Source organism: Bradyrhizobium sp. (assembly GCF_035701725.1).
Taxonomy (GTDB): Bacteria; Pseudomonadota; Alphaproteobacteria; order Rhizobiales; family Xanthobacteraceae; genus Bradyrhizobium.
This window is the reverse complement of record NZ_DASSRP010000309.1, coordinates 1-18,724: the sequence shown is the minus strand read 5'-3', so window position 1 is coordinate 18,724 and position 18,724 is coordinate 1. Positions and strand designations below refer to the sequence as shown.

The following is an 18,724-nucleotide window of genomic DNA, read 5'->3' as shown; positions in this document are numbered from 1 at the left end:
GTCGCAAAGGCCTTTGCACCCTCATAAACCAGGCCTTCGGCCACGAGCTTGTCGGTGACCATGCGGCGCAAATCTTCCGCCGCCTTCGCCTGCATGCGCGCGGGGATTTCTTCGGAGAACAGTTCGAGCAGGAGATCGGGCATCAGGCGGCCCTTCCCGCATCCGTATGGACCCACGCCTCGCCGCAGGCTTTTGCCAGTTCGCGCACCCGCAGGATGTAGCTCTGCCGTTCGGTGACCGAAATCACGCCGCGCGCATCGAGCAGGTTGAAGGCGTGGCTCGCCTTGATGCACTGGTCATAGGCCGGCAGCGCCATCAAATGCTCTTTGCCATTGCCGGCATCCTTCCAGCCGGCGGCGAGATATTTCCGGCACGCGGCTTCCGCCATCTTGAACTGTTCGAACAGCATCTCGACATCGGAGTGTTCGAAATTGTGCCGCGAATATTCCTGCTCGGCCTGCAGGAACACGTCGCCATAGGTGACCTTGTCGGCGCCGTCGCGGCCGTTGAAGTTGAGATCGTAGACGCGGTCGACGCCTTGCACGTACATCGCAAGGCGCTCAAGCCCATAGGTGAGTTCGCCGGCCACCGGCGCGCATTCGACGCCCGCGACCTGCTGAAAATAAGTGAACTGGCTGACTTCCATGCCGTCGCACCAGCACTCCCACCCCAAACCCCAGGCGCCGAGCGTCGGGCTCTCCCAGTCGTCCTCGACGAAGCGGATGTCGTGCAAATGCTGGTCGACGCCGATCGCCGCAAGCGACTTCAAATAGAGGTCCTGAATGTCCGGTGGCGACGGTTTGAGGATGACCTGAAACTGGTAGTAGTGCTGCAGGCGGTTCGGGTTCTCGCCATAACGGCCGTCCTTCGGCCGTCGCGACGGCTGCACATAGGCAGCGTTCCACGGTTTGGGGCCGAGCGCGCGCAGCGTGGTCGCGGGGTGGAAGGTGCCAGCGCCGACTTCCATGTCGTAGGGCTGCAGGATCACGCAGCCGTAATCGGCCCAATAACGCTGCAGCGTCAGGATCAGTCCCTGGAACGAGCGTTCCGGGCGCATATGCGCAGGCAAGGCATCCATCGTCGGGTCAGATCTTTCCGCGGCAAATCAAATCGCGCGGGACCGTATCGGCGAGGCCTTCCGGAATCAAGGCAATGGGTGTTCCCAATAACCTCATTCCTCAGGGTGAGGAGCACACTTGCGCGTCTCGAACCATGAGGCCGGGCATAGCTGGCCATCCTTCGAGACGCGGGCTCACGCCCGCTCCTCAGGATGAGGTCGAGAATCAACCGGGCCGGTAGGCCCCGGTGTTCGGGTCCCGCCGCAGCGTCGGGATTTCGTGCGATCGGGCGGCTTCAGCGACCCGCGCCAGGCGAGCTTCCTCGAGCTCCTGGCTGACGCGCATGGCGGTTCTGTAAGCCCAGCGTACCACGGCCAGCCCTCCGAGAGTGCCAGCGAATGCGACAAGTGGCGGCATCGGTCGATCCTCGTCCATTGGTCACGCCCCTAAAGCCCATTCTCTCCTAACGCCGGGCGGCCCGCAACGTACCAAAATGGGGCCAAATGGCGCGGGCCGATTGGACGGTGATACCCTGTTCAAAACCCGAATTTTGCCCAAATTGCCCGGACCTCCAGCGCTGAAATCAGTTCGTCCGGGAGGCCGGCGGCGCCATCGAAGGCGCCGATCGCCCCCGGCGACCGCCGTCCGAGCAGACCTGCCAGCATGCCGCCGGCCGGCGCAATCAGTGGGGTCTGCACCTTCTCGCCATAGCGGGCGCGCAGCGTCGAGCGCAAATCGCCGACGGCGTCCGCGAGCCCCAATGCCACCGAGGTCTCGCCTGCCCAGTATTCGCCGGTGAACAGCACGTCATCCGCGCCCTTCAGCCGGGCGCCTCGGCTCTGTTTGACCAGGGAAATGAAGATGTCGTGGATTTCGCGCTGGAGCGCCTTGAGCCGCATCACGTCATCCGGATTTTCGGGCAGGAACGGGTCGAGCATCGCCTTGTGGGCACCGGCCGTATAGAGCCGGCGCTCGACGCCGATTTTCCTGATCAGCTCCTGAAAGCCGAACGAGCCGCCGACAACGCCGATGGAGCCGAGGATCGAAGAAGGATCGCAGAAGATCTCATCGCCCGCACAGGCGATCATGTAGCCGCCGGAGGCAGCGACGTCCTCGACGAAGACCAGCACCGGAAGTTTCTTTTCGTCGGCGAGTTGGCGGATACGCAGATAAATCTGCCGTGATTGCACCGGCGAGCCGCCGGGCGAATTGATCACCAGCGCCACCGCCTTTGCATGCCTGACCGAAAAGGCGCGCTCCAGCATCCGCGCGAGACCCGCCAGCGACATCCCCGGCCGCAGCGGTGTCACCGCCCCGATCACGCCGGACAGGCGCACCACCGGGACCACCGCCCTGCCCCGTCTCAGGCGCGCTGGAATCCAGCTCATCAAGTTCTCGATCCAAGCTGGCCATTGCCGCGCCGTATCGGAGTTTTCCGCCATACCGTTACCTCAAAATTAACCGTTTCTTATCACGCCAGTGTCATTGAACCGAAGAAACACCTTCGTAGTTGGATCGTATCGCCGAGAGGGGCCGCAAGGCTCGTCCCGAGCAGCGGAGTGCGCTATGAAAATCTATTTGCTGATGACGCTGTTCGGTATCCTCTTCACGGCGATCCATCTCACCTCGTCGCCGAAACAGGGCTCCAAGCCGGTTTCGCAGTAAACTCACAGCTGAGTTCGCCGATCGCATCAAGGTACTGCCAGCGGCAATTGCGCATCGCCGGCCAGGATAGCCTGCGCCTCCGGCGTGGGGCTGCCGGCGCTTGTGTTCAAGACAAGCCCGGCGAGCAGACGGGTCGGTGCCCGTCCGCCCTTGGTGGCGCGCACCAGGATGCGGATCGCAGGCGCTGCCGCCTCGCCGTGAACGGGCAGGATCATCAAGCTGCCAAAACCGCGACTGAGCGCCGCCAGCACGTCCGCTATTCCGTCGGCGCGCCAGATCAACGCAAGATCGCCGCCTGATCTGAGAACGCGCCGGCTTGCATGCAGCCAATCATCCAGCGTGCCCGCTGTCGCGACATGCGCGGTTTGGCGCGACTTGTCGGGCGAAACACGGTGGCGCGAGGGATCGTTGAACGGCGGGTTCATCAGCACGACGTCAACACTGTCAGGCAGAAGCCCGGCCGCCGTGAAGCTTTCCGTACCTGACGTCGCATCGAGCAAGAGAACATCGGCAGGGATCGCGTTGGCGATCACGTTGGCCCGCGCAAGCTCCGCAAGCTCGTTGTCGATTTCCACCAAAGCGAGACTGACCCCCGCAACCCGCCTTGCCACCGCAAGACCGGCGGCACCGACACCGGCGCCAAGATCGACCACACGGTCGCCTGCGCGTGCCGGTGTTGCCGCCGCGAGCAGCATCGCATCATGCCCGGCGCGATGACCGGATTTCGGCTGACGCAGGCGCAGTCTGCCACCGAGAAAGCCGTCCTCGGTGAAGTCACCCGCAAAGTCACTCATCGGGCCGCAATTCGTGTGCGAGGCCGGCATCGCGAAGCAGCTGGCGGGCGGCGGCGTTGTCGTCGTCACGGACCAGAATCCGGCGCGGCAAAACACCGAGCGACCCCTCGATGATGCTCATGTTCTGATCCAGCACCAGGTGATGGATATGGGCGCCATCGAGCAGTGCTCCTACCGCCGAAACCAGCACGATGTCGTTGGTCCGAACCAATTCCCGCACCTTGTTTTCTCCTTATTCCCGCATCCCGGACGAGATGTTATGGCCTTCCGGCCTTGCCGGGCCAGCGGCCAGATTCTAACATCGGCGGCTCTTCGTGGTTATATGCGAAGACGGGCCCGAATAGGCAATCTGGAGACGGTCAACGTGGCGGTAATTGTTCCTTTCGAGAGCCCTTCCAATGCGTCGATCGATGGGCTCGTTGAGTTGGTCGCCGCCGACATGGCGCGGGTGAACGCGACCATCCTGTCGCGAACCGGCTCCGAAGTCACTATGATCCCCGAAGTCGCCAACCACCTGATCTCGTCGGGCGGCAAACGGCTTCGTCCGATGCTGACGCTGGCGATGGCCAACCTGACCGGCTACTCCGGCGACGGCCATATCAAGCTCGCGGCCTCCGTCGAGTTCATGCATACCGCGACGCTCCTGCACGATGATGTGGTCGATGAAAGCGAAATGCGGCGCGGCAAGCTTTCGGCACGCATGCTTTGGGGCAACGAGGCCAGCGTTCTGGTCGGCGATTTCCTGCTCGGTCAGGCCTTCCGCATGATGGTCGAAGTCGGCTCGCTGCGGGCGCTCGACATCCTGTCGTCCGCCGCCGCGACCATCGCCGAAGGCGAGGTGATGCAGCTGGCCGCCGCCAAGAACACCGCCACCACCGAGGACGAATATCTTGCCGTGATCCGCGGCAAGACTGCGGAGCTGTTTGCGGCCGCGTGCGAGGTCGGCCCCGTGATCGCGAACCGGCCGAAGGACGAGCAAACCGCCTGCCGCTCGGTCGGCATGAATCTCGGCATCGCGTTCCAGCTCGTCGACGACGTGCTCGACTATGGCGGCAAATCGGCCAAGCTCGGCAAGAACGTCGGCGACGATTTCCGCGAGGGCAAGATCACGTTGCCGGTGGTTCTCGCGTTTCGCCGCGGCAACGATGTCGAGCGCGAATTCTGGCGGCGGGCGCTGGAGCGCGGCGAGATCGGCGATGGCGATCTCGACCATGCCGTCGGTCTGATGACCAAGCACCGCGCGCTGGAGGACACGATCAACCGCGCGCAGCATTACGGCGCGATGGCGGTCGATGCGCTGGCGCTGTTTCCGCCGTCGCCGATGAAGACGGCGCTCGAGCAGGTGGTGGCGTTCTGCCTGGCGCGAACACATTAGTCTGGACATCGCCGGCCGTCGTATGCGCGATCCAAACCGGTCGCGCTGTCAGCTCAATACGCCTGAATGCACCCACCATTGCGGGTGATCGCGGCGAAGCTTTTCCGCCGCGCGCCCGGCTTCGGCGGTGTTCTCGTAGATCGCAAAACAGGTCGCGCCGGAGCCAGACATCCGCGCCAGCCAGGCGCCGTCGGTCGCATTCAGCGCCGCAATTACTTCGCCGATGACCGGCTGAATCCGTAATGCGGGACGCTCCAGATCGTTCGAACTGGCGGCGAAAGCCTCGACCCATTCCTCGAGCGAGGCGCCCGCCTCCGGCCAGACCATGGCCTGGATCACGTCGGTAACGCCCACCAGCAACTCGCCGCTGCGCAGCCCGAGCGCACCGAAGACATCCTTGGTCGCCACGCCAATGCGCGGATTGACCAGCACGCAAGGCAGCTTCGGCAGATTGAGCGGCATCAGGCTTTCGCCGACCCCGGTCATGACGCAGGGTCGGGATGGAACGCAGACCGGAACGTCAGCGCCGGTGAGCCGCGCCACCTCTGTGATGCGCGCATCCTCGATGGCGAGACCATTGGCGCGCGCCAGCAGCCGCAGCGCGGCCGCTGCATCGGCTGAACCGCCGCCAATCCCGGCCGCAACCGGCAACGCCTTGTGAAGCGTGAAAGTGCCGGACTTCAGACCGGCCACCCGCTCGGCCATCAGCCGCGCCGCCTTGAGCACGAGATTGTCGCTGACATCGCCGCAGGCGTCCGCGAGCGGGCCGGTCGTCTTGAGCAGCAGCTCCGTCCCCGGCACGAGGCTCAACTGATCGGCGCAATCGGCGAATGCGACCACGCTCTCGAGGTCGTGGTAGCCGTCGACGCGGCGCCCTACCACGCGCAGCGTCAGATTGACCTTGGCGCGCGCGTTCTCGACAAGCTCATTTGCGGAGGAGTTGACGGCCGTACCGGTCGTTCCACCCGATGTCATCGCTAATACAAATCCAATAAAGTCGAGGATAAACTGGTCAGAAAACAACGTCGCGAAATGTCAGAGGCAACCGGAACGGCCCGCGCGCTCAGCGCCCGGACCAACCCCGGCGTCTTGGCCTAGCCGCCCTTGTCGTCCTCTTTCTTCTTCTCCGCGGCAGCAGCCGAAGACGTATCATCGCTCAGACCATGCTCGATCTTGGCTTCGATTTTCGGCAGATCTTCCGGCTCCGGCTTCAGGTCGCGGGCATGCGCCCACTGAAATTTGGCTTCCAGCGTGCGGCCGACGCGCCAATAGGCGTCGCCAAGGTGATCGTTAATGGTGGGATCTTCGGGCTTGAGATCGATGGCCCGCTCCAGATTCTTCACCGCATCTTCGTAGTTGCCGATACGGTAGTAGGCCCAGCCCAGTGAGTCGACGATGTAGCCGTCGTCGGGGCGCTGCTCGACGGCGCGCTTGATCATCTTCATGCCCTCGTCGAGATTGATGCCCTGATCGATCCAGGAATAACCGAGGTAGTTGAGCACGTGCGGCTGCTCGGGCTGTAGCTCGAGCGCCTTGCGCATGTCGGCTTCCGCGCTGCTCCACTGCTTGGACCGCTCCTCGCAGATACCCCGGTAATAGTAGTAGACCCAGGTGTTCTTGTCGGTGGCCTTCGGCAGGATCTCGATGCCCTTGGTATAGGTGGCCGCGCAATCGGCAAACTTCTTGCGGCCGCGCTCGATATTGCCGAGCGCCATCACGGCTTCGATGTCCTTGGGATCGTCGGCCGTCACACCCTTCAAAATCTTGATCGCCTCGTCGGTACGATCGGCAGAATCGAGATCGATAGCGAGCTGAATCTGCGCATTGCGCTTGAGCGGCGAACTTGCCGGCATCCGTTCGTAGACCTTGATCGCCATCTGCGGCTTCTTCACCGATTCGTAGAGATCGGCGAGCGAGAGCAGCGCGAGCGGATGGTTCGGCACCAGATAAAGCGCAAGCTGCAGGTAAACGAGCGCCAGATCCTCGCCGCCCCGGCGCGTCAAAGTCGCGCCGATGCCGTAAAGCGCCTCAGCGGCGCCGGCCTGCGGCGAATCAACCAGCGGCGGCAGCTTCTTGCCGGCATCAAGCTCGTGCACCGCCTCCTGAATCAGCGGATGCCGCGGCAATTTCTTGTCGAAAGCCTCGTAAACAGCCTTGGCCGAAGCCGCGTCCTTGTTTCGCGACAGCCAGCGGGCATAGTCGTCAGAGACACGGATCATGGAGTCTTCGAGCTTGTAGGCGCGCTCGAGCCGGACGCCCGCGTCTTTCTCCTTGCCCGACAGTTCCAGGATCATGCCCGAATGCAGATCCTTGAAGATCGGGTACCATTCGGGACCGGTCAGCTTGTCGATCGAGGCAATCGCGGCCTTTGTATCGCCAGCGCCGTAAGCGGCCCAGCCGGACAACAGTGTCGCGACGAGGTCCGTGATCGGCCCGCGGATCGACTGGCCGATGTTGGTCTGGGCGCTTGCGTATTTCTTCGCCTTGAGATCGCGCACGCCGATCACAAGCCGGGCGACGCGGTTGTTCTTGTCGATGGAGAGAATCCGATCGGCGAGCTTGATCGCCTCGTCGATATCTCCGTCGGCGAGCGAGGAAATGAACGCGCGATCGAGCAGTTCGTTGTTCTTCGGGTCGGTACGCAGCGCGGAGCGGTAGAACGCCGCGGCCGATGCGGCATCCCGCTCGACGCTGGCGTGCCGGGCGGCAAGATAGCTGCCGGACGTCGTCAGCGCCTTCAGATCGTGCGAGGACGGAAATTGTGCGGAGCTGTCGGAGGGCCGCTCGGGCGTCTGCGCAACGGCAGCGACCGGCAGAGCCAGCAGTGCGAGGGCGGCAATTGCCGAGCGATTGAATGGACAAGAAAGCATCACGGGTTTGCCTTGGCTCCAGGAATTTACCGCAGGATCTGATGAAGTGGATTTGACATTCGCCGCCCGCTTACCGATCGGCTTGCAGTGCGAACGTCAAATCCCAAAACTCCGCCAGCAGTGTTCATTTGCCAGTGGTCCTTCTGATTCCAGCCTTCGCAAAAGTGCCAACCCGACCGGGGTGCGAATGCTGGATCAGACCACTGGTGTGATCTGGGATGCGTGCCCAACAGGCGCATCGAGAGAGGTGACAATGCCGCTTTTGGCGACCGATCGCAAGGAATACGCACATGACAATTGATCGGCAGGACGGCCTGCAGCACTCAAAAGGCTTTCAGTGTGGCGGTATCGTGGCCGCCCCCGCCGCCCGGTCACGCAATCGTGGTCACATCGCCTCGTAGTTGGGTCCGCCCCCGCCCTCGGGGGGAACCCAGGTGATGTTGCCGTTGGGGTCCTTGATGTCGCAGGTTTTGCAATGGACGCAGTTCTGCGCGTTGATCACGAAACGCGGACCCGGGCCTTCCTCCACCCATTCGTAGACGCCGGCCGGGCAATAGCGATTGGACGGGCCGGCGTAGACGTCGTGCTCCGAGGTCTTTTGCAGATTCATGTCAGCAACTTTCAAGTGAACCGGCTGGTCCTCCTCATGATTGGTGTTCGACAGGAACACCGAGGAGAGCCGGTCGAAGGTCAGCTTGCCGTCCGGCTTCGGCGCGGCGATCGGCGCATGCGCCTTCGCGGGGTCGAGCGTACTGCGATCGGGTTTGGCATGCGATTGGGTTCCAAACAGCGAGAAGCCGAGCGTGTTGCACCACATGTCGAAGCCGCCCAGCATCACGCCAATGACAGTGCCGAATTTCGACCAAAGCGGTTTGACGTTGCGGACCCGATGCAGGTCCTTGCCCACCGCCGACGAACGCCAGGCATTCTCGTATTCGGCAACTTCGTCGTTGGCGCGCCCGGCGCCGAGCGCCGCATTGACATGCTCAGCGGCCAGCATGCCGCTGCCGATCGCATTATGAACCCCCTTGATGCGCGGCACGTTGACTAAACCGGCTGCGCAACCGATCAGCGCGCCGCCGGCGAATGTGAGACGCGGCACCGACTGATAGCCGCCTTCGGTGATGGCCCTGGCGCCATAAGCGAGCCGCTTGCCGCCTTCGAAAATCGGAGCGATCGAGGGATGGGTCTTGAAGCGCTGAAATTCGTCAAACGGCGAGATATATGGATCGTCGTAATTCAGATGCACGACAAACCCGACCGCAACGAGATTGTCGTCGTAGTGATAGAGAAAAGACCCGCCGCCGGTCCTGGTGTTCAACGGCCAGCCGAAAGAATGCTGGATCGTTCCCTTCTGATGCTTTGACGGATCGATCTGCCAGACTTCCTTCAGGCCGATGCCGAACTTCGGCGGCTCACGGTCGGTGTCGAGCGCGAACTTGGCGATCAGCTGCTTGGTGAGACTGCCGCGCGCGCCTTCGGCGAACAGGGTGTATTTGCCGCAAAGTTCCATACCGCGGGTGAAGGACGCCTTGTGCGAGCCGTCCTTGGCCACGCCCATGTCGCCGGTCGCAATGCCGCGCACCGCACCCTTGTCGTCGTAGAGCACCTCGACCGCGGCAAAACCCGGATAGATTTCGACGCCAAGCGCCTCGGCCTTGCCGGCAAGCCAGCGGCAGAGCTGCCCGAGCGAGCCGATGTAGCAGTGATGATTATTCATGAGCGGCGGCATCATGAAATTCGGCAAGCGGATCGCGCCGGATGTCGTCATCCAGAAGAAGCGGTCGTCCTTGACCGCGGTCTTGAGCGGACAATCGGCATCCTCGCGCCAATCCGGCACCAGCCTGTCGAGCGCAACCGGATCCATAACCGCGCCTGACAAGATATGCGCGCCGACCTCCGATCCCTTTTCGACTACGACGACTGAAAGGTCGGGGTTGAGTTGCTTGAGGCGGATGGCTGCACCAAGACCGGATGGCCCGGCGCCGACAATCACGACATCGAATTCCATGGATTCGCGCGGCGGCAATTCTTCGGTGCTCATGATCTGATCTCAGGCCTGAAATGGACGTGCCACGTTGTTTCCGATTTTTACGGCAAGAACAACATGGAAATGCCCTATCAAGCGTTCCGTTGCTGTCCGATCCAGTTTAGGCTGGTATTCCAAGCTCCGCACTGAACCCGGGTGATTTTCGGCATGCGGAATTCAAGAACCAAAGCCGCAACGGATCAACAAGTTGACGCCTGAGCCCGCGCCCACAGTCTCCCAACTACTTGCCTTCTACCTGGAGGCCGGGGTCGATTGCGCGCTCGCGGACGAACCCATCGACCGGCTGGCCGAGCCCGAGGCACCGGCGGCCGTCAAGGCGGCGGTCGCTTCTGGCGAGGCGAGCCCGCCCCGCCCGGTGAGAATGCCGCAAGCCGCCTTTGTCGCGCCGACCGCCGAGCCCTCGCCGGCACCGGACGCCGCGATTGCAAGCGCCCGGGAGGCGGCACGCTCCGCCGCCTCGCTCGAAGTCTTGCGCGACCTCTTGGAAAAATTCGACGGCTGCGCGCTGAAATCGACTGCGACGCGCCTGGTTTTTGCAGACGGCAATCCGAAGGCGCGTATCATGTTCGTCGGTGAGGCGCCGGGACGCGACGAAGATATCGAGGGCCTGCCCTTTGTCGGCCGCTCGGGAAAATTGCTGGACCGCATGATTGCGGCGATCGGGCTCGATCGCACCAAGGTTTATATCGCCAACGTGATTCCCTGGCGCCCACCCGGCGATCGGACGCCGACGCCGCAGGAGACGCAGATCTGCCTGCCCTTCATCCAGCGCCAGATCGAACTGGTCGACCCGGATATCCTGGTGACGCTCGGCAATCCCTCGACGCAAACGCTGCTGTCGACGGGCGAGGGCATCATGAAGACGCGCGGACGCTGGTTCGAATACGACACCGGCACGCGGATCATCCGCGCGATGGCGACATTTCACCCGGCCTATCTGTTGCGCTCGCCTTCCTACAAACGGCTGGCATGGCAGGACTTGCGCGCCATCGCCAAGGCGCTGCCTCAGACCACCCAATAGCGCTATTGCGCTTTCGGCCGAACGATTCCCCAGCCGATCCGCAGCAACGGCTGCCGCCCGTCCACCAGCCGATCGAACGTCTGCGGCACTTCCGGTGCAAGGCCCGGAAACAGTTTTGCGATATCCGGCGGCGGCGTGCCATCGGTGTCGGAAGCGCGCCAAACCACGACCCCGCCGGTCTGGTTGAACTTCTCGAGGTTGAGCCATGGGGTACGTTCGGGCGCTGCGGCCAGGAAAAGATGCGGACGCGTCGGGCTCAAGGTGACCAGCGTCGCCAATTGCGCATCGCCACTCACCGCCGCGAGACGCCGGTTGGTCCGCCGTTCGAAGCTGTCGTCGAAGAAATGCCCGATCGCCGCCGTCGGCAGCGACGTCGTCACCTCGCCGCCACCAGTCCACGGAACGAACAACGTCGCCGCGAACACGCCGACCGCCGGCGCAAGGATCATCGCGGCCCAGATGGTGCGTAAGATCTGCTGGCGCCGCAGATAGATGAGATCGCCGCACGCGACAATAGCCGCCAGTCCCGACATCAGCAGGACGATACCCGGCCCGCCGACGACATGATCGAGATCGAATAGCCCCGAGACCAGACAGCCGACAATCGCCGGCGCGAACGCAAAGAAATAGACGAAGTCGCGCGCCGCCGGGTCTACGGGAGGACGGAAAATGACCGGCGCCTCTTCCTGCCTGCGATCGAACCAGCCGGAGTTGAACACTGATACGATGGCAATGCCCATCGATGCCAACAGCAAGCCGCCGAACAGTGCCAGGCCGTGCACAGCCCGGCCACCCAAATCGACGACCGCTGGCCAATGCGGCAAGACGGGCACGTCGGCGCGGATCAGCCAGATCAGATAAGGCAGTGCCAGGACAACGATCACCAGCAGCGCAAACAGCGCGTCGAGCGACACTAGAATGCGACGGCCTCGCGCGGTCGTCAGCGCGAATGCAACCACGAACGCCAGCAGGATGGCGGCGGCCGGGGTCGTCAGCAGCAGAAGCCCGGCTTCGATCGACCAGGCAAACCAGGCATTGCGCCGGTTCTGGCCGATCAACTGCCACGAATGCAGCAGAAGCAGCGCCCAGATCGGGCGCGCCAAAACGAGGGGTCCGAACTCGAGCCCTGGCGCGCTGAAGGCGAGCACCGTCATAGTCAGGAGAACCGCGAGGACCGCCTGCTGAACACCGACGGTAGCCCGCGCCAACAGATACAATGTCCAGAACGTCGAGATCGAACATATTTGCGCGAGCAGATAGACGCCAAACATGTGGTTGCCGGCGGCGCGGAACGCGATGTCCGCAAGCCAGAATGCAAGCGGCGGCCCGAGATCAGTGCCGACCCGGTATTCACGCCCCAGCGCGATAACAGTTGCGAGGTCTCCCGGGGGGCTGCGGTACAGCAACAAGGAGACCAGCAGCCACAGCAACGCCTGGAGGACCACGACCAGCCATACGACCAGCTTCGGCCGGGCCCGGATCAGTTCGATAACCAGGGAGGTAAAACGCATGGGACGGCTGGACTATCTGTGTTTCGCGCAAACGACGTGGTCCAGGCACGGTCTTAAAGTGCGTCAGAGACGGAAGCAACCGTGACGGTGCGGCATGGAATCTGTCATTCCGCCGCAGAAATCAGCGGAACGGCCTGCACCGGATCGAACAAGTCGGCCTCGCGCTTAACGGTCCACGGCTGGTGCTTTTCACGGGCTGCAACGACTGGCGCAAAGAAGCTGCGGTGGTGCATGGACGGCCCCAGCCGATCGAGCGCCTCTAGATGTTCCGGCACGCTGTAGCCCTTGTGGGATTCGAAGCCGTAGCCGGGGCACTCCTCGGCCAACGCACACATCAGACGATCCCGCGTGACCTTTGCAATGATCGAGGCCGCGGCAATCGATACGACGATGCCGTCTCCGCCGATCACGGCGTCGCAATCGCAGGCCGTGTCGAGCCGGTCGCGTCCATCAACGAAGACATGTCGCGGCGCTTCCGGCAAGCTCTCCACCGCCCGCTTGAGCGCCCAGAGCGAGGCGCGCAGAATATTGTCGCGGTCGATCCTTGCCGGCGAGGCACAGGCGACCGAAAACGACGCCGTCGCGCAAATCTCCTCGAACAGTTCCTCGCGCCGTTCGGCGCTCAGCCGCTTCGAATCGTCGATCCCCTTTGGAATCCGTTTCGGGTCGAGCACGACTGCGGCCGCAACGACAGGACCCGCCAATGGCCCCCTTCCCGCTTCGTCGCAGCCCGCCACAGGCCACACGCCGCGCTTGATCAGCGCGCGTTCCCGGCGAAAGCTCGGCGGCGCGACCGCGATGACACCCTTCGGCAGGTCCAGCTGTTTCTTTTTTCCGGCCTTGTTTCCGGATTTATCCCGAATCATGCCGGGATCGTGCGCAAGGCCGCCGGCTCACGCAACTGGGAACTTGGCGCCAAGCGCGCCTTTCACCGCTCTCAACAGCGGCTCACAAATCCCTAATCGGGCAGATGCACGTGGCGGTCATCCCCGACGTCGATATGCGGGGCGACCACCGCTTCCCAGGGATGCCCGTCCGGGTCGGTAAAATATCCGGAGTAGCCGCCATAGTCGGTCACGTTCGCAGACTTCAGGCACCGCGCGCCTTTCGAGACCGCAAACGCGATAACCTGATCGACCTCTTCGGCGGAACGGCAGTTCCAGGCCAGCGTCATGCCGCGAAAGGCGCCAGGTCTCGGCTCAGCCGGCAAAGTTGCGTCATGCGCCAGTTCATCCCACGGAAACAGGCCGATCACGGTCGCGCCGGTGTCGAAGAACGCCACCGCCTCGCCCGTCGCACACATCTTCCGGGCAAAACCCAGCGCCTCGTAGAAGGCGATGCTCCGCCGCATGTCGGCGACGCCGAGGGTAATGACGGTCAGTCTTGGGATCGGCGGCTTCGACATCGACGCTTCTGACAATTGATGCTCCTGGTACAAACACTTCAGAACAGGCTCAGTTGCTCTCCGTTGCGCCTTGGCTTCGCGAAATGATCCGTCGTCAATTTGGAACGGCGCTTGTTGAGCCCGAGCTTCTCGCAGGCGATCTCGAACCGCCGTCCGATCATCCACGCCATCGGCCCGGTGCCCTTCATCCGCGTTCCCCATTGCGAGTCGTAATCGCGGCCATCCCGCATGTCGCGGATCAGGGTGAACACGTGACGATAACGATCGGGATAGTTCGCCATCAGCCATTCGCGGAAGAGGTCCCGCACTTCCAGCGGCAGGCGAAGCAAGACATAGCTCGCTTCCTTGGCGCCCGCATGAACCGCCGCATCCAGGATGCGCTCGATCTCGCTGTCATTGAGCGCCGGAATGACGGGTGCAACCATCACCGTCGTCGGAATTCCCGCATCCGACAGTCGCCGCAGCGCCTCGAGCCGCTTCGGCGGCGTCGAGGCGCGCGGCTCCATCGTGCGCGCAAGCCTGGGATCGAGGGTTGTCACTGAAATCGCGACCTTGGCAAGATTGCGCTTCGCCAGCCGCGACAGGATATCGATATCGCGCATCACGAGCGCCGATTTGGTCACGATGCCGACCGGATGCGAGGCACGCTCCAGCACTTCGAGAATGCCGCGCATGATCTTGTGGTCGCGCTCAATCGGCTGATAGGGATCGGTATTGGTGCCGATCGCGATCATCCGCGGCTCGTAATTCTCCGCCGCCAGTTCCTTTTCCAGAAGCTGCGGCGCGTCCGGCTTGGCAAACAGCTTGGATTCGAAATCGAGCCCCGGCGACATGCCGAGATAGGCATGCGTCGGCCGCGCGAAGCAGTAGACGCATCCGTGCTCACAACCCCGGTAGGGATTTATTGAGCGGTCAAATCCGATATCGGGAGAATCGTTGCGGGTGATGATCTTGCGCGAGGTGTCGAGCGTCACCGTAGTCCTGAACGGCGGCAAGTCCTCAAGGCTCTGCCAGCCGTCGTCAAACGCAACCTTGGCTTCCGCCTCGTAGCGACCGCTGGCATTGGATTGCGCTCCGCGGCCGCGCCGCCTTTCGCGATCGATGGCGACAGCAAGCTCCGGGAATTCGGAAGGCGCACCCGCCGGTTTGGAGGGCGCCTTTACCGGCGGGTGCTTGAGCGCATGTGAGGATGCTCTGCTCATGGTGTGAACATAGCACCAAGCGAGAACAAATAAAGAACAAAATCGACGTGTCCCCCAACAAAATGACCCGGCTCAAGGCTGCAAGGCTGGCACCGATTTTGGATGTGAGAAAATATGACAAGGTGATAACGGTTCCCTGCTGTTTGGACCGTTGAGATCATGCTGAGCATCATTATTCCGACCGAGGGCGCCGAACATCCGGCCGTCGCCACGCTCGCCGCGCTGGTGCCGGGCGCCGCCACCGGCGTCATTCGTGAAGTGCTGCTGATCGATCGCGGCGAAAATGGCGTGATTGAACGCGTCGCCGACGTCGCGGGCTGCCGCTTCCTGGCCTTTGAGGGATCGCGCGCTGCGGCCCTGGCCGAGGGCGCGCGCCAGGCGCGCTCGCCCTGGCTGATGTTTCTGCACGCCGGCGCCGTGCTTGACCACGGCTGGATTGACGAGACCGTGCAGTTCATTCAGCGCGTCGCCGATAGCGGCCGCCCGCGCGCCGGCGTGTTTCGCTATGCACGCTCACCCTATTCCGATTTCACACTGCGCGATCGGCTGCGGTCGGTCGCGCGGGTGGTTGCGGGGCCGTTCGCCGATCAGGGCCTGTTGATTGCACGCGATCACTATGAGCGCCTCGGCGGCTACACGGCGAATACCTCTCGCGCTGAGGCCCGGCTATTGCGCCAGCTCGGCCGCTCCTCGCTCACTCTGTTGCACAGCCGGATCGTCATGGTCTAATCCCGATATACTTGCCAAAGTCAAATGATTGTTTGACAATGGCAAGTAGTTGAGGTGGTCCCATGATTGCAAACGAGGATGCGCGAATATCGGCAGTTCGCGCCTTCAACCGCTTTTACACCCGCCAACTGGGCGTGCTCGGGCAAAGGCTTCTCGAAAGTCCGTTCTCTCTGAGCGAAGCGCGGGTGCTGTACGAACTGGCGCATCGCGACAGCGCTGCGGCCAAGGAAATCGGCGCCGAACTCGATCTGGACGCAGGCTATCTCAGCCGCATCGTTCAGAAATTCGACGATGACGGCCTGATCAACCGCAAGCCGCTGGCGGCGGACCGGCGGCAGTATCAACTGAGCCTGACGGCCAAGGGTCGGCAGGCCTTCGCGAAACTGGATCGCAGTTCGCACGAAGAGGTCGCCAAGATGTTGCGGTCGCTGTCGGACCGTGACCGCCGGCGTTTGACCGCAGCGATGGCAACCATCGAAGACCTGCTCGGCACGGCGCAGGCATCGAAACCCGCGACGATACGCGAGCCACGGCCCGGCGACATGGGCTGGGTGGTGCAGAGTCACGGCGCGCAATACGCCAGCGAATATGGCTTCGACGCTTCCTTCGAAGCGCTGGTCGCTGAAATCACCGCACAGTTTCTCAGATCCTTTGATGCCTCGCGTGAGCGATGCTGGATTGCCGAAATCGACGGCGCGCCGGTCGGTTCGGTATTCCTCGTCCGGCACGATGACGAGGTGGCAAAACTGCGCTTGCTGCTGGTCGAGCCGGCCGGACGGGGACAAGGTGTCGGCAAGCGGCTGGTTGCGGAATGCATTGCCTTTGCGCGCGCCTGCGGCTATCGCAAGATCACGCTCTGGACCCAAAGCATTCTGACCTCCGCCCGCAAGATCTATCACGACGCAGGCTTTATACTGGTGGCAACCGAGCCGCATCGCAGTTTCGGGCAAAGCCTGATCGGCGAAACCTGGGAGATGAAGCTCTGATGCGCATTGGCGTTCGAACGGCAATCGCGCTCGTCGCCCTGCTGACCGCGCCGGCCGCAAATGCCGCCGATGTGCGGGTGATGATCTCCTCCGGCTTTCACGGCGCCTATTCCGAACTTGCGCCAGCTTTCGAGCGCGCCACCGGAAATCATCTGATCACGATACGCGGACCTTCGATGGGCGATTCTCCCGAAGCCATCCCGGCGCGGCTTGTGCGCGGCGAGGAAGCTGACGTCGTGATCCTCGATGGCGGCGCGGCCGACGAACTCGTCAAGCGCGGCCTGGTGCAAGGCGACAGCAAGGTCGAACTGGCAAGATCGCTGATCGGCATGGTGGTGCGCGAGGGCGCGGCAAAACCCGACATCGCAAGCGTCGATGCGCTGAAGAATACGCTGCTTGCGGCCAAGTCCATCGCCTATTCGGATAGCGGCAGCGGCACGTATCTCTCGACCGTGCTGTTCGCGAAGCTCGGCGTCGCCGACCAGATCGCGCCCAAGAGCCGCAAGGTACGCGGCCCGCCCTCCGGCGAGCCGGTGGCGGCCGTGGTCGCGCGCGGCGAAGCCGAGATCGGATTCCAGCAGGTCGCCGAGCTCATTCATGTTCCGGGCGTCACGCTCGTCGGCGCGCTGCCCGCTGACGTGCAGCCGAACTTCTCCTTTGCCGGCGTCCTCACCAAGACGGCGCATGAGGCGGACGCCGCGCGCGCGTTGCTGGGTTTTCTGTCGTCCCGCGAAGCCGCGCTGGCGGTCACGAAGGCTGGACTGAAACCGCCGTCGGATCGCTGACCTGCTCGGCGACCACCGGCAGCGTGACGAACTTGACGCCGTATGTCTTGCCGCGGCGCCAGACCACTTCGCACAATTCGCGCTTGTGATGGCCCTTGACGAGCGTCAGCTCGAAGCGATCCCGCACGTCCATGACGTCATCGGTCGCGATCCGCGCACCGCCCGACGAAAGGTCGAGAACATGGCACTCATATTCCGTCAGACCATTATCTGCCGAAATCCAGGCCAGCCGCCGGTGCAGTTGCCGTCGCGGCTCGCGCTTTACCAGATTCCTCGGGTCGACAACGCTCATCGAAATCACCGGCAGTTGCACGCCAGATCGCCGCAGCTTCGCCGAGGCACTGCCCGATTCTGACGGCCACCTCGTAAGGTTTCGTTAGGACATTGTTTTGGAATTTAGCTGTTAACCGTCGGCGTTAACGGATCAGACGGAGGCGCCCTTCGCCTTCGCCCGCCGCAGATGTTCGTCGAGCCGCGGCATGATCTCGACGAAATTGCACGGCCGCGTCCGGTAGTCGAGCTGGGCGGCGAGGATGCCGTCCCAGCCGTCGCGGCAGGCGCCGGGCGAACCCGGCAGGCAGAAGATGTAGGTCGCCCCCGCAACGCCGGCGGTGGCGCGGCTCTGGATCGTCGAGGTCCCGATCTTGGCGTAGCTCAGCATGTGAAAGGCGATCGAAAATCCGTCCATCCGCTTCTCGAACAACGGCTCGACCGCCTCCGGCGTGACGTCGCGGCCGGTGAAACCGGTGCCGCCGGTGGTGATGATGGCGTCGACGCCTTCATCGGCGATCCATCGCTTGACGATGACGCGGATCGCATCGACGTCGTCGACGATGATCTCGCGCGCGGCCAGATGATGGCCTGCCGCCACAATCCGCTCCGCCAGCGTTGCGCCGGATTTATCGTCGGCGAGCGAGCGCGTGTCCGAGATCGTCAGGACCGCGATGTTGAGCGGCACGAACTGTTTGGTTTCGTCGATCGAGGTCATGTGAATTCGGATGTCAATTACAGCGACGCCGCACTGAACGTGTCGCACGCCTTCAGGGTTCCCTGCTGATAGCCGGTCATGAACCAGCGCTTGCGCTGTTCCGCCGAGCCGTGCGTGAAGGAATCCGGCACCACGCGGCCCGTGGCCTGCCGCTGCAAGGTGTCGTCGCCAATGGCGGAAGCGGTCCTGAGCGCGCCGTCGATGTCGCCCGCCTCGATGAAGCCCGGACGCTTCTTTTCTTCGCGGTTGACCCAGACGCCGGAGAGACAGTCCGCCTGCAACTCA

The 18,724-nt window shown here is 63.1% G+C and carries 22 protein-coding genes; 6 read left to right on the top strand and 16 right to left on the bottom strand.

Annotated features, from left to right (window positions below):
- The 6 genes from VFL62_RS18440 to VFL62_RS18415 all read right to left on the bottom strand — a co-directional run.
- A partial coding sequence (locus tag VFL62_RS18440; RefSeq protein WP_325173816.1) for a glycine--tRNA ligase subunit beta occupies positions 1-143 on the bottom strand: 143 nt, incomplete at its 3' end.
- The gene (locus VFL62_RS18435; protein ID WP_325173813.1) at positions 143-1,078 is read right to left on the bottom strand and encodes a glycine--tRNA ligase subunit alpha; all 936 of its coding nucleotides are present in this window, start codon (positions 1,076-1,078) and stop codon (positions 143-145) included. The genes VFL62_RS18440 and VFL62_RS18435, both read right to left, overlap by 1 nt.
- 205 nt (positions 1,079-1,283) lie before the next feature.
- The gene (locus tag VFL62_RS18430) at positions 1,284-1,475 is read right to left on the bottom strand and encodes a hypothetical protein (RefSeq protein ID WP_325173815.1); all 192 of its coding nucleotides are present in this window, start codon (positions 1,473-1,475) and stop codon (positions 1,284-1,286) included.
- Positions 1,476-1,594: 119 nt separating this feature from the next.
- Complete coding sequence (locus tag VFL62_RS18425; RefSeq protein ID WP_325173812.1) at positions 1,595-2,446, bottom strand: S49 family peptidase; 852 nt, start codon at positions 2,444-2,446, stop codon at positions 1,595-1,597.
- A gap of 303 nt (positions 2,447-2,749) precedes the next feature.
- Positions 2,750-3,517: a tRNA1(Val) (adenine(37)-N6)-methyltransferase gene (locus VFL62_RS18420; protein WP_325173811.1), complete on the bottom strand. Its 768-nt coding sequence runs from the start codon at positions 3,515-3,517 to the stop codon at positions 2,750-2,752.
- On the bottom strand, positions 3,510-3,737 hold the full coding sequence (locus tag VFL62_RS18415; protein ID WP_325173810.1) for a DUF2007 domain-containing protein: 228 nt from the start codon (positions 3,735-3,737) through the stop codon (positions 3,510-3,512). The genes VFL62_RS18420 and VFL62_RS18415 overlap by 8 nt, the downstream gene beginning before the upstream one ends.
- A gap of 144 nt (positions 3,738-3,881) precedes the next feature.
- On the opposite strand from VFL62_RS18415, the gene VFL62_RS18410 reads away from it, so the two are divergent.
- The gene (locus VFL62_RS18410; protein WP_325173809.1) at positions 3,882-4,892 is read left to right on the top strand and encodes a polyprenyl synthetase family protein; all 1,011 of its coding nucleotides are present in this window, start codon (positions 3,882-3,884) and stop codon (positions 4,890-4,892) included.
- A 48-nt stretch (positions 4,893-4,940) separates the two neighbouring features.
- On the opposite strand, the gene VFL62_RS18405 is transcribed toward VFL62_RS18410, so the two are convergent.
- Positions 4,941-5,867: a 4-(cytidine 5'-diphospho)-2-C-methyl-D-erythritol kinase gene (locus tag VFL62_RS18405; protein WP_325173808.1), complete on the bottom strand. Its 927-nt coding sequence runs from the start codon at positions 5,865-5,867 to the stop codon at positions 4,941-4,943.
- A gap of 119 nt (positions 5,868-5,986) precedes the next feature.
- Complete coding sequence (locus VFL62_RS18400; protein WP_325173807.1) at positions 5,987-7,762, bottom strand: tetratricopeptide repeat protein; 1,776 nt, start codon at positions 7,760-7,762, stop codon at positions 5,987-5,989.
- A 46-nt stretch (positions 7,763-7,808) separates the two neighbouring features.
- Here VFL62_RS18400 and VFL62_RS18395 point away from each other — a divergent pair, with 46 nt between their 5' ends.
- On the top strand, positions 7,809-8,063 hold the full coding sequence (locus tag VFL62_RS18395; protein WP_325173806.1) for a hypothetical protein: 255 nt from the start codon (positions 7,809-7,811) through the stop codon (positions 8,061-8,063).
- An 84-nt stretch (positions 8,064-8,147) separates the two neighbouring features.
- On the opposite strand, the gene VFL62_RS18390 is transcribed toward VFL62_RS18395, so the two are convergent.
- Positions 8,148-9,806, bottom strand: a complete 1,659-nt coding sequence (locus VFL62_RS18390) for an electron transfer flavoprotein-ubiquinone oxidoreductase (RefSeq protein WP_325173805.1) — start codon at positions 9,804-9,806, stop codon at positions 8,148-8,150.
- Positions 9,807-9,999: 193 nt separating this feature from the next.
- Between VFL62_RS18390 and VFL62_RS18385 the strand changes: the two genes are divergently transcribed.
- Positions 10,000-10,833 carry a uracil-DNA glycosylase gene (locus VFL62_RS18385; RefSeq protein WP_325173804.1) on the top strand — a complete coding sequence of 278 codons (834 nt, stop codon included), beginning with the start codon at positions 10,000-10,002 and terminating at the stop codon, positions 10,831-10,833.
- A 2-nt stretch (positions 10,834-10,835) separates the two neighbouring features.
- Here VFL62_RS18385 and VFL62_RS18380 read toward each other — a convergent pair whose 3' ends face one another.
- The 4 genes from VFL62_RS18380 to VFL62_RS18365 all read right to left on the bottom strand — a co-directional run bounded on the left by VFL62_RS18380 (position 10,836) and on the right by VFL62_RS18365 (position 14,951).
- Positions 10,836-12,344, bottom strand: coding sequence for a glycosyltransferase family 39 protein (locus tag VFL62_RS18380; RefSeq protein WP_325173803.1), 1,509 nt, complete (start codon positions 12,342-12,344; stop codon positions 10,836-10,838).
- Positions 12,345-12,448: 104 nt separating this feature from the next.
- Positions 12,449-13,210 carry a ribonuclease HII gene (locus tag VFL62_RS18375; protein ID WP_325173802.1) on the bottom strand — a complete coding sequence of 254 codons (762 nt, stop codon included), beginning with the start codon at positions 13,208-13,210 and terminating at the stop codon, positions 12,449-12,451.
- Between the two features lie 92 nt (positions 13,211-13,302).
- Positions 13,303-13,749: a VOC family protein gene (locus VFL62_RS18370; protein WP_325173814.1), complete on the bottom strand. Its 447-nt coding sequence runs from the start codon at positions 13,747-13,749 to the stop codon at positions 13,303-13,305.
- Between the two features lie 38 nt (positions 13,750-13,787).
- Positions 13,788-14,951, bottom strand: coding sequence for a PA0069 family radical SAM protein (locus tag VFL62_RS18365; RefSeq protein ID WP_325173801.1), 1,164 nt, complete (start codon positions 14,949-14,951; stop codon positions 13,788-13,790).
- A gap of 159 nt (positions 14,952-15,110) precedes the next feature.
- On the opposite strand from VFL62_RS18365, the gene VFL62_RS18360 reads away from it, so the two are divergent.
- The 3 genes from VFL62_RS18360 to VFL62_RS18350 all read left to right on the top strand — a co-directional run bounded on the left by VFL62_RS18360 (position 15,111) and on the right by VFL62_RS18350 (position 17,451).
- The gene (locus VFL62_RS18360) at positions 15,111-15,680 is read left to right on the top strand and encodes a glycosyltransferase (RefSeq protein WP_325173800.1); all 570 of its coding nucleotides are present in this window, start codon (positions 15,111-15,113) and stop codon (positions 15,678-15,680) included.
- Positions 15,681-15,742: 62 nt separating this feature from the next.
- Positions 15,743-16,666 (top strand): helix-turn-helix domain-containing GNAT family N-acetyltransferase, encoded by a 924-nt coding sequence (locus VFL62_RS18355; RefSeq protein ID WP_325173799.1) that lies wholly within the window; start codon positions 15,743-15,745, stop codon positions 16,664-16,666.
- Positions 16,666-17,451: a substrate-binding domain-containing protein gene (locus tag VFL62_RS18350; RefSeq protein ID WP_325173798.1), complete on the top strand. Its 786-nt coding sequence runs from the start codon at positions 16,666-16,668 to the stop codon at positions 17,449-17,451. Before VFL62_RS18355 ends, VFL62_RS18350 begins: the two co-directional genes overlap by 1 nt.
- Here VFL62_RS18350 and VFL62_RS18345 read toward each other — a convergent pair.
- From VFL62_RS18345 to VFL62_RS18335, 3 genes are all read right to left on the bottom strand, one after another.
- Positions 17,414-17,743 (bottom strand): PilZ domain-containing protein, encoded by a 330-nt coding sequence (locus tag VFL62_RS18345; protein ID WP_325173797.1) that lies wholly within the window; start codon positions 17,741-17,743, stop codon positions 17,414-17,416. The genes VFL62_RS18350 and VFL62_RS18345 overlap by 38 nt on opposite strands.
- A 132-nt stretch (positions 17,744-17,875) precedes the next feature.
- Positions 17,876-18,439, bottom strand: coding sequence for a molybdenum cofactor biosynthesis protein B (moaB, locus tag VFL62_RS18340; protein WP_325173796.1), 564 nt, complete (start codon positions 18,437-18,439; stop codon positions 17,876-17,878).
- A gap of 17 nt (positions 18,440-18,456) precedes the next feature.
- A partial coding sequence (locus VFL62_RS18335) for a neutral zinc metallopeptidase (protein ID WP_325173795.1) occupies positions 18,457-18,724 on the bottom strand: 268 nt, incomplete at its 5' end.

Coding starts and splice junctions, on each gene's coding strand:
- VFL62_RS18435 (WP_325173813.1), bottom strand. CDS start 1,078: ATGGATGCCTTGCCTGCGCATATGCGCCCGGAACGCTCGTTCCAGGGA.
- VFL62_RS18430 (WP_325173815.1), bottom strand. CDS start 1,475: ATGCCGCCACTTGTCGCATTCGCTGGCACTCTCGGAGGGCTGGCCGTG.
- VFL62_RS18425 (WP_325173812.1), bottom strand. CDS start 2,446: ATGAGCTGGATTCCAGCGCGCCTGAGACGGGGCAGGGCGGTGGTCCCG.
- VFL62_RS18420 (WP_325173811.1), bottom strand. CDS start 3,517: ATGAGTGACTTTGCGGGTGACTTCACCGAGGACGGCTTTCTCGGTGGC.
- VFL62_RS18405 (WP_325173808.1), bottom strand. CDS start 5,867: ATGACATCGGGTGGAACGACCGGTACGGCCGTCAACTCCTCCGCAAAT.
- VFL62_RS18400 (WP_325173807.1), bottom strand. CDS start 7,762: ATGCTTTCTTGTCCATTCAATCGCTCGGCAATTGCCGCCCTCGCACTG.
- VFL62_RS18390 (WP_325173805.1), bottom strand. CDS start 9,806: ATGAGCACCGAAGAATTGCCGCCGCGCGAATCCATGGAATTCGATGTC.
- VFL62_RS18380 (WP_325173803.1), bottom strand. CDS start 12,344: ATGCGTTTTACCTCCCTGGTTATCGAACTGATCCGGGCCCGGCCGAAG.
- VFL62_RS18375 (WP_325173802.1), bottom strand. CDS start 13,210: ATGATTCGGGATAAATCCGGAAACAAGGCCGGAAAAAAGAAACAGCTG.
- VFL62_RS18370 (WP_325173814.1), bottom strand. CDS start 13,749: ATGTCGAAGCCGCCGATCCCAAGACTGACCGTCATTACCCTCGGCGTC.
- VFL62_RS18365 (WP_325173801.1), bottom strand. CDS start 14,951: ATGAGCAGAGCATCCTCACATGCGCTCAAGCACCCGCCGGTAAAGGCG.
- VFL62_RS18360 (WP_325173800.1), top strand. CDS start 15,111: ATGCTGAGCATCATTATTCCGACCGAGGGCGCCGAACATCCGGCCGTC.
- VFL62_RS18355 (WP_325173799.1), top strand. CDS start 15,743: ATGATTGCAAACGAGGATGCGCGAATATCGGCAGTTCGCGCCTTCAAC.
- VFL62_RS18350 (WP_325173798.1), top strand. CDS start 16,666: ATGCGCATTGGCGTTCGAACGGCAATCGCGCTCGTCGCCCTGCTGACC.
- VFL62_RS18345 (WP_325173797.1), bottom strand. CDS start 17,743: ATGAGCGTTGTCGACCCGAGGAATCTGGTAAAGCGCGAGCCGCGACGG.
- moaB (WP_325173796.1), bottom strand. CDS start 18,439: ATGACCTCGATCGACGAAACCAAACAGTTCGTGCCGCTCAACATCGCG.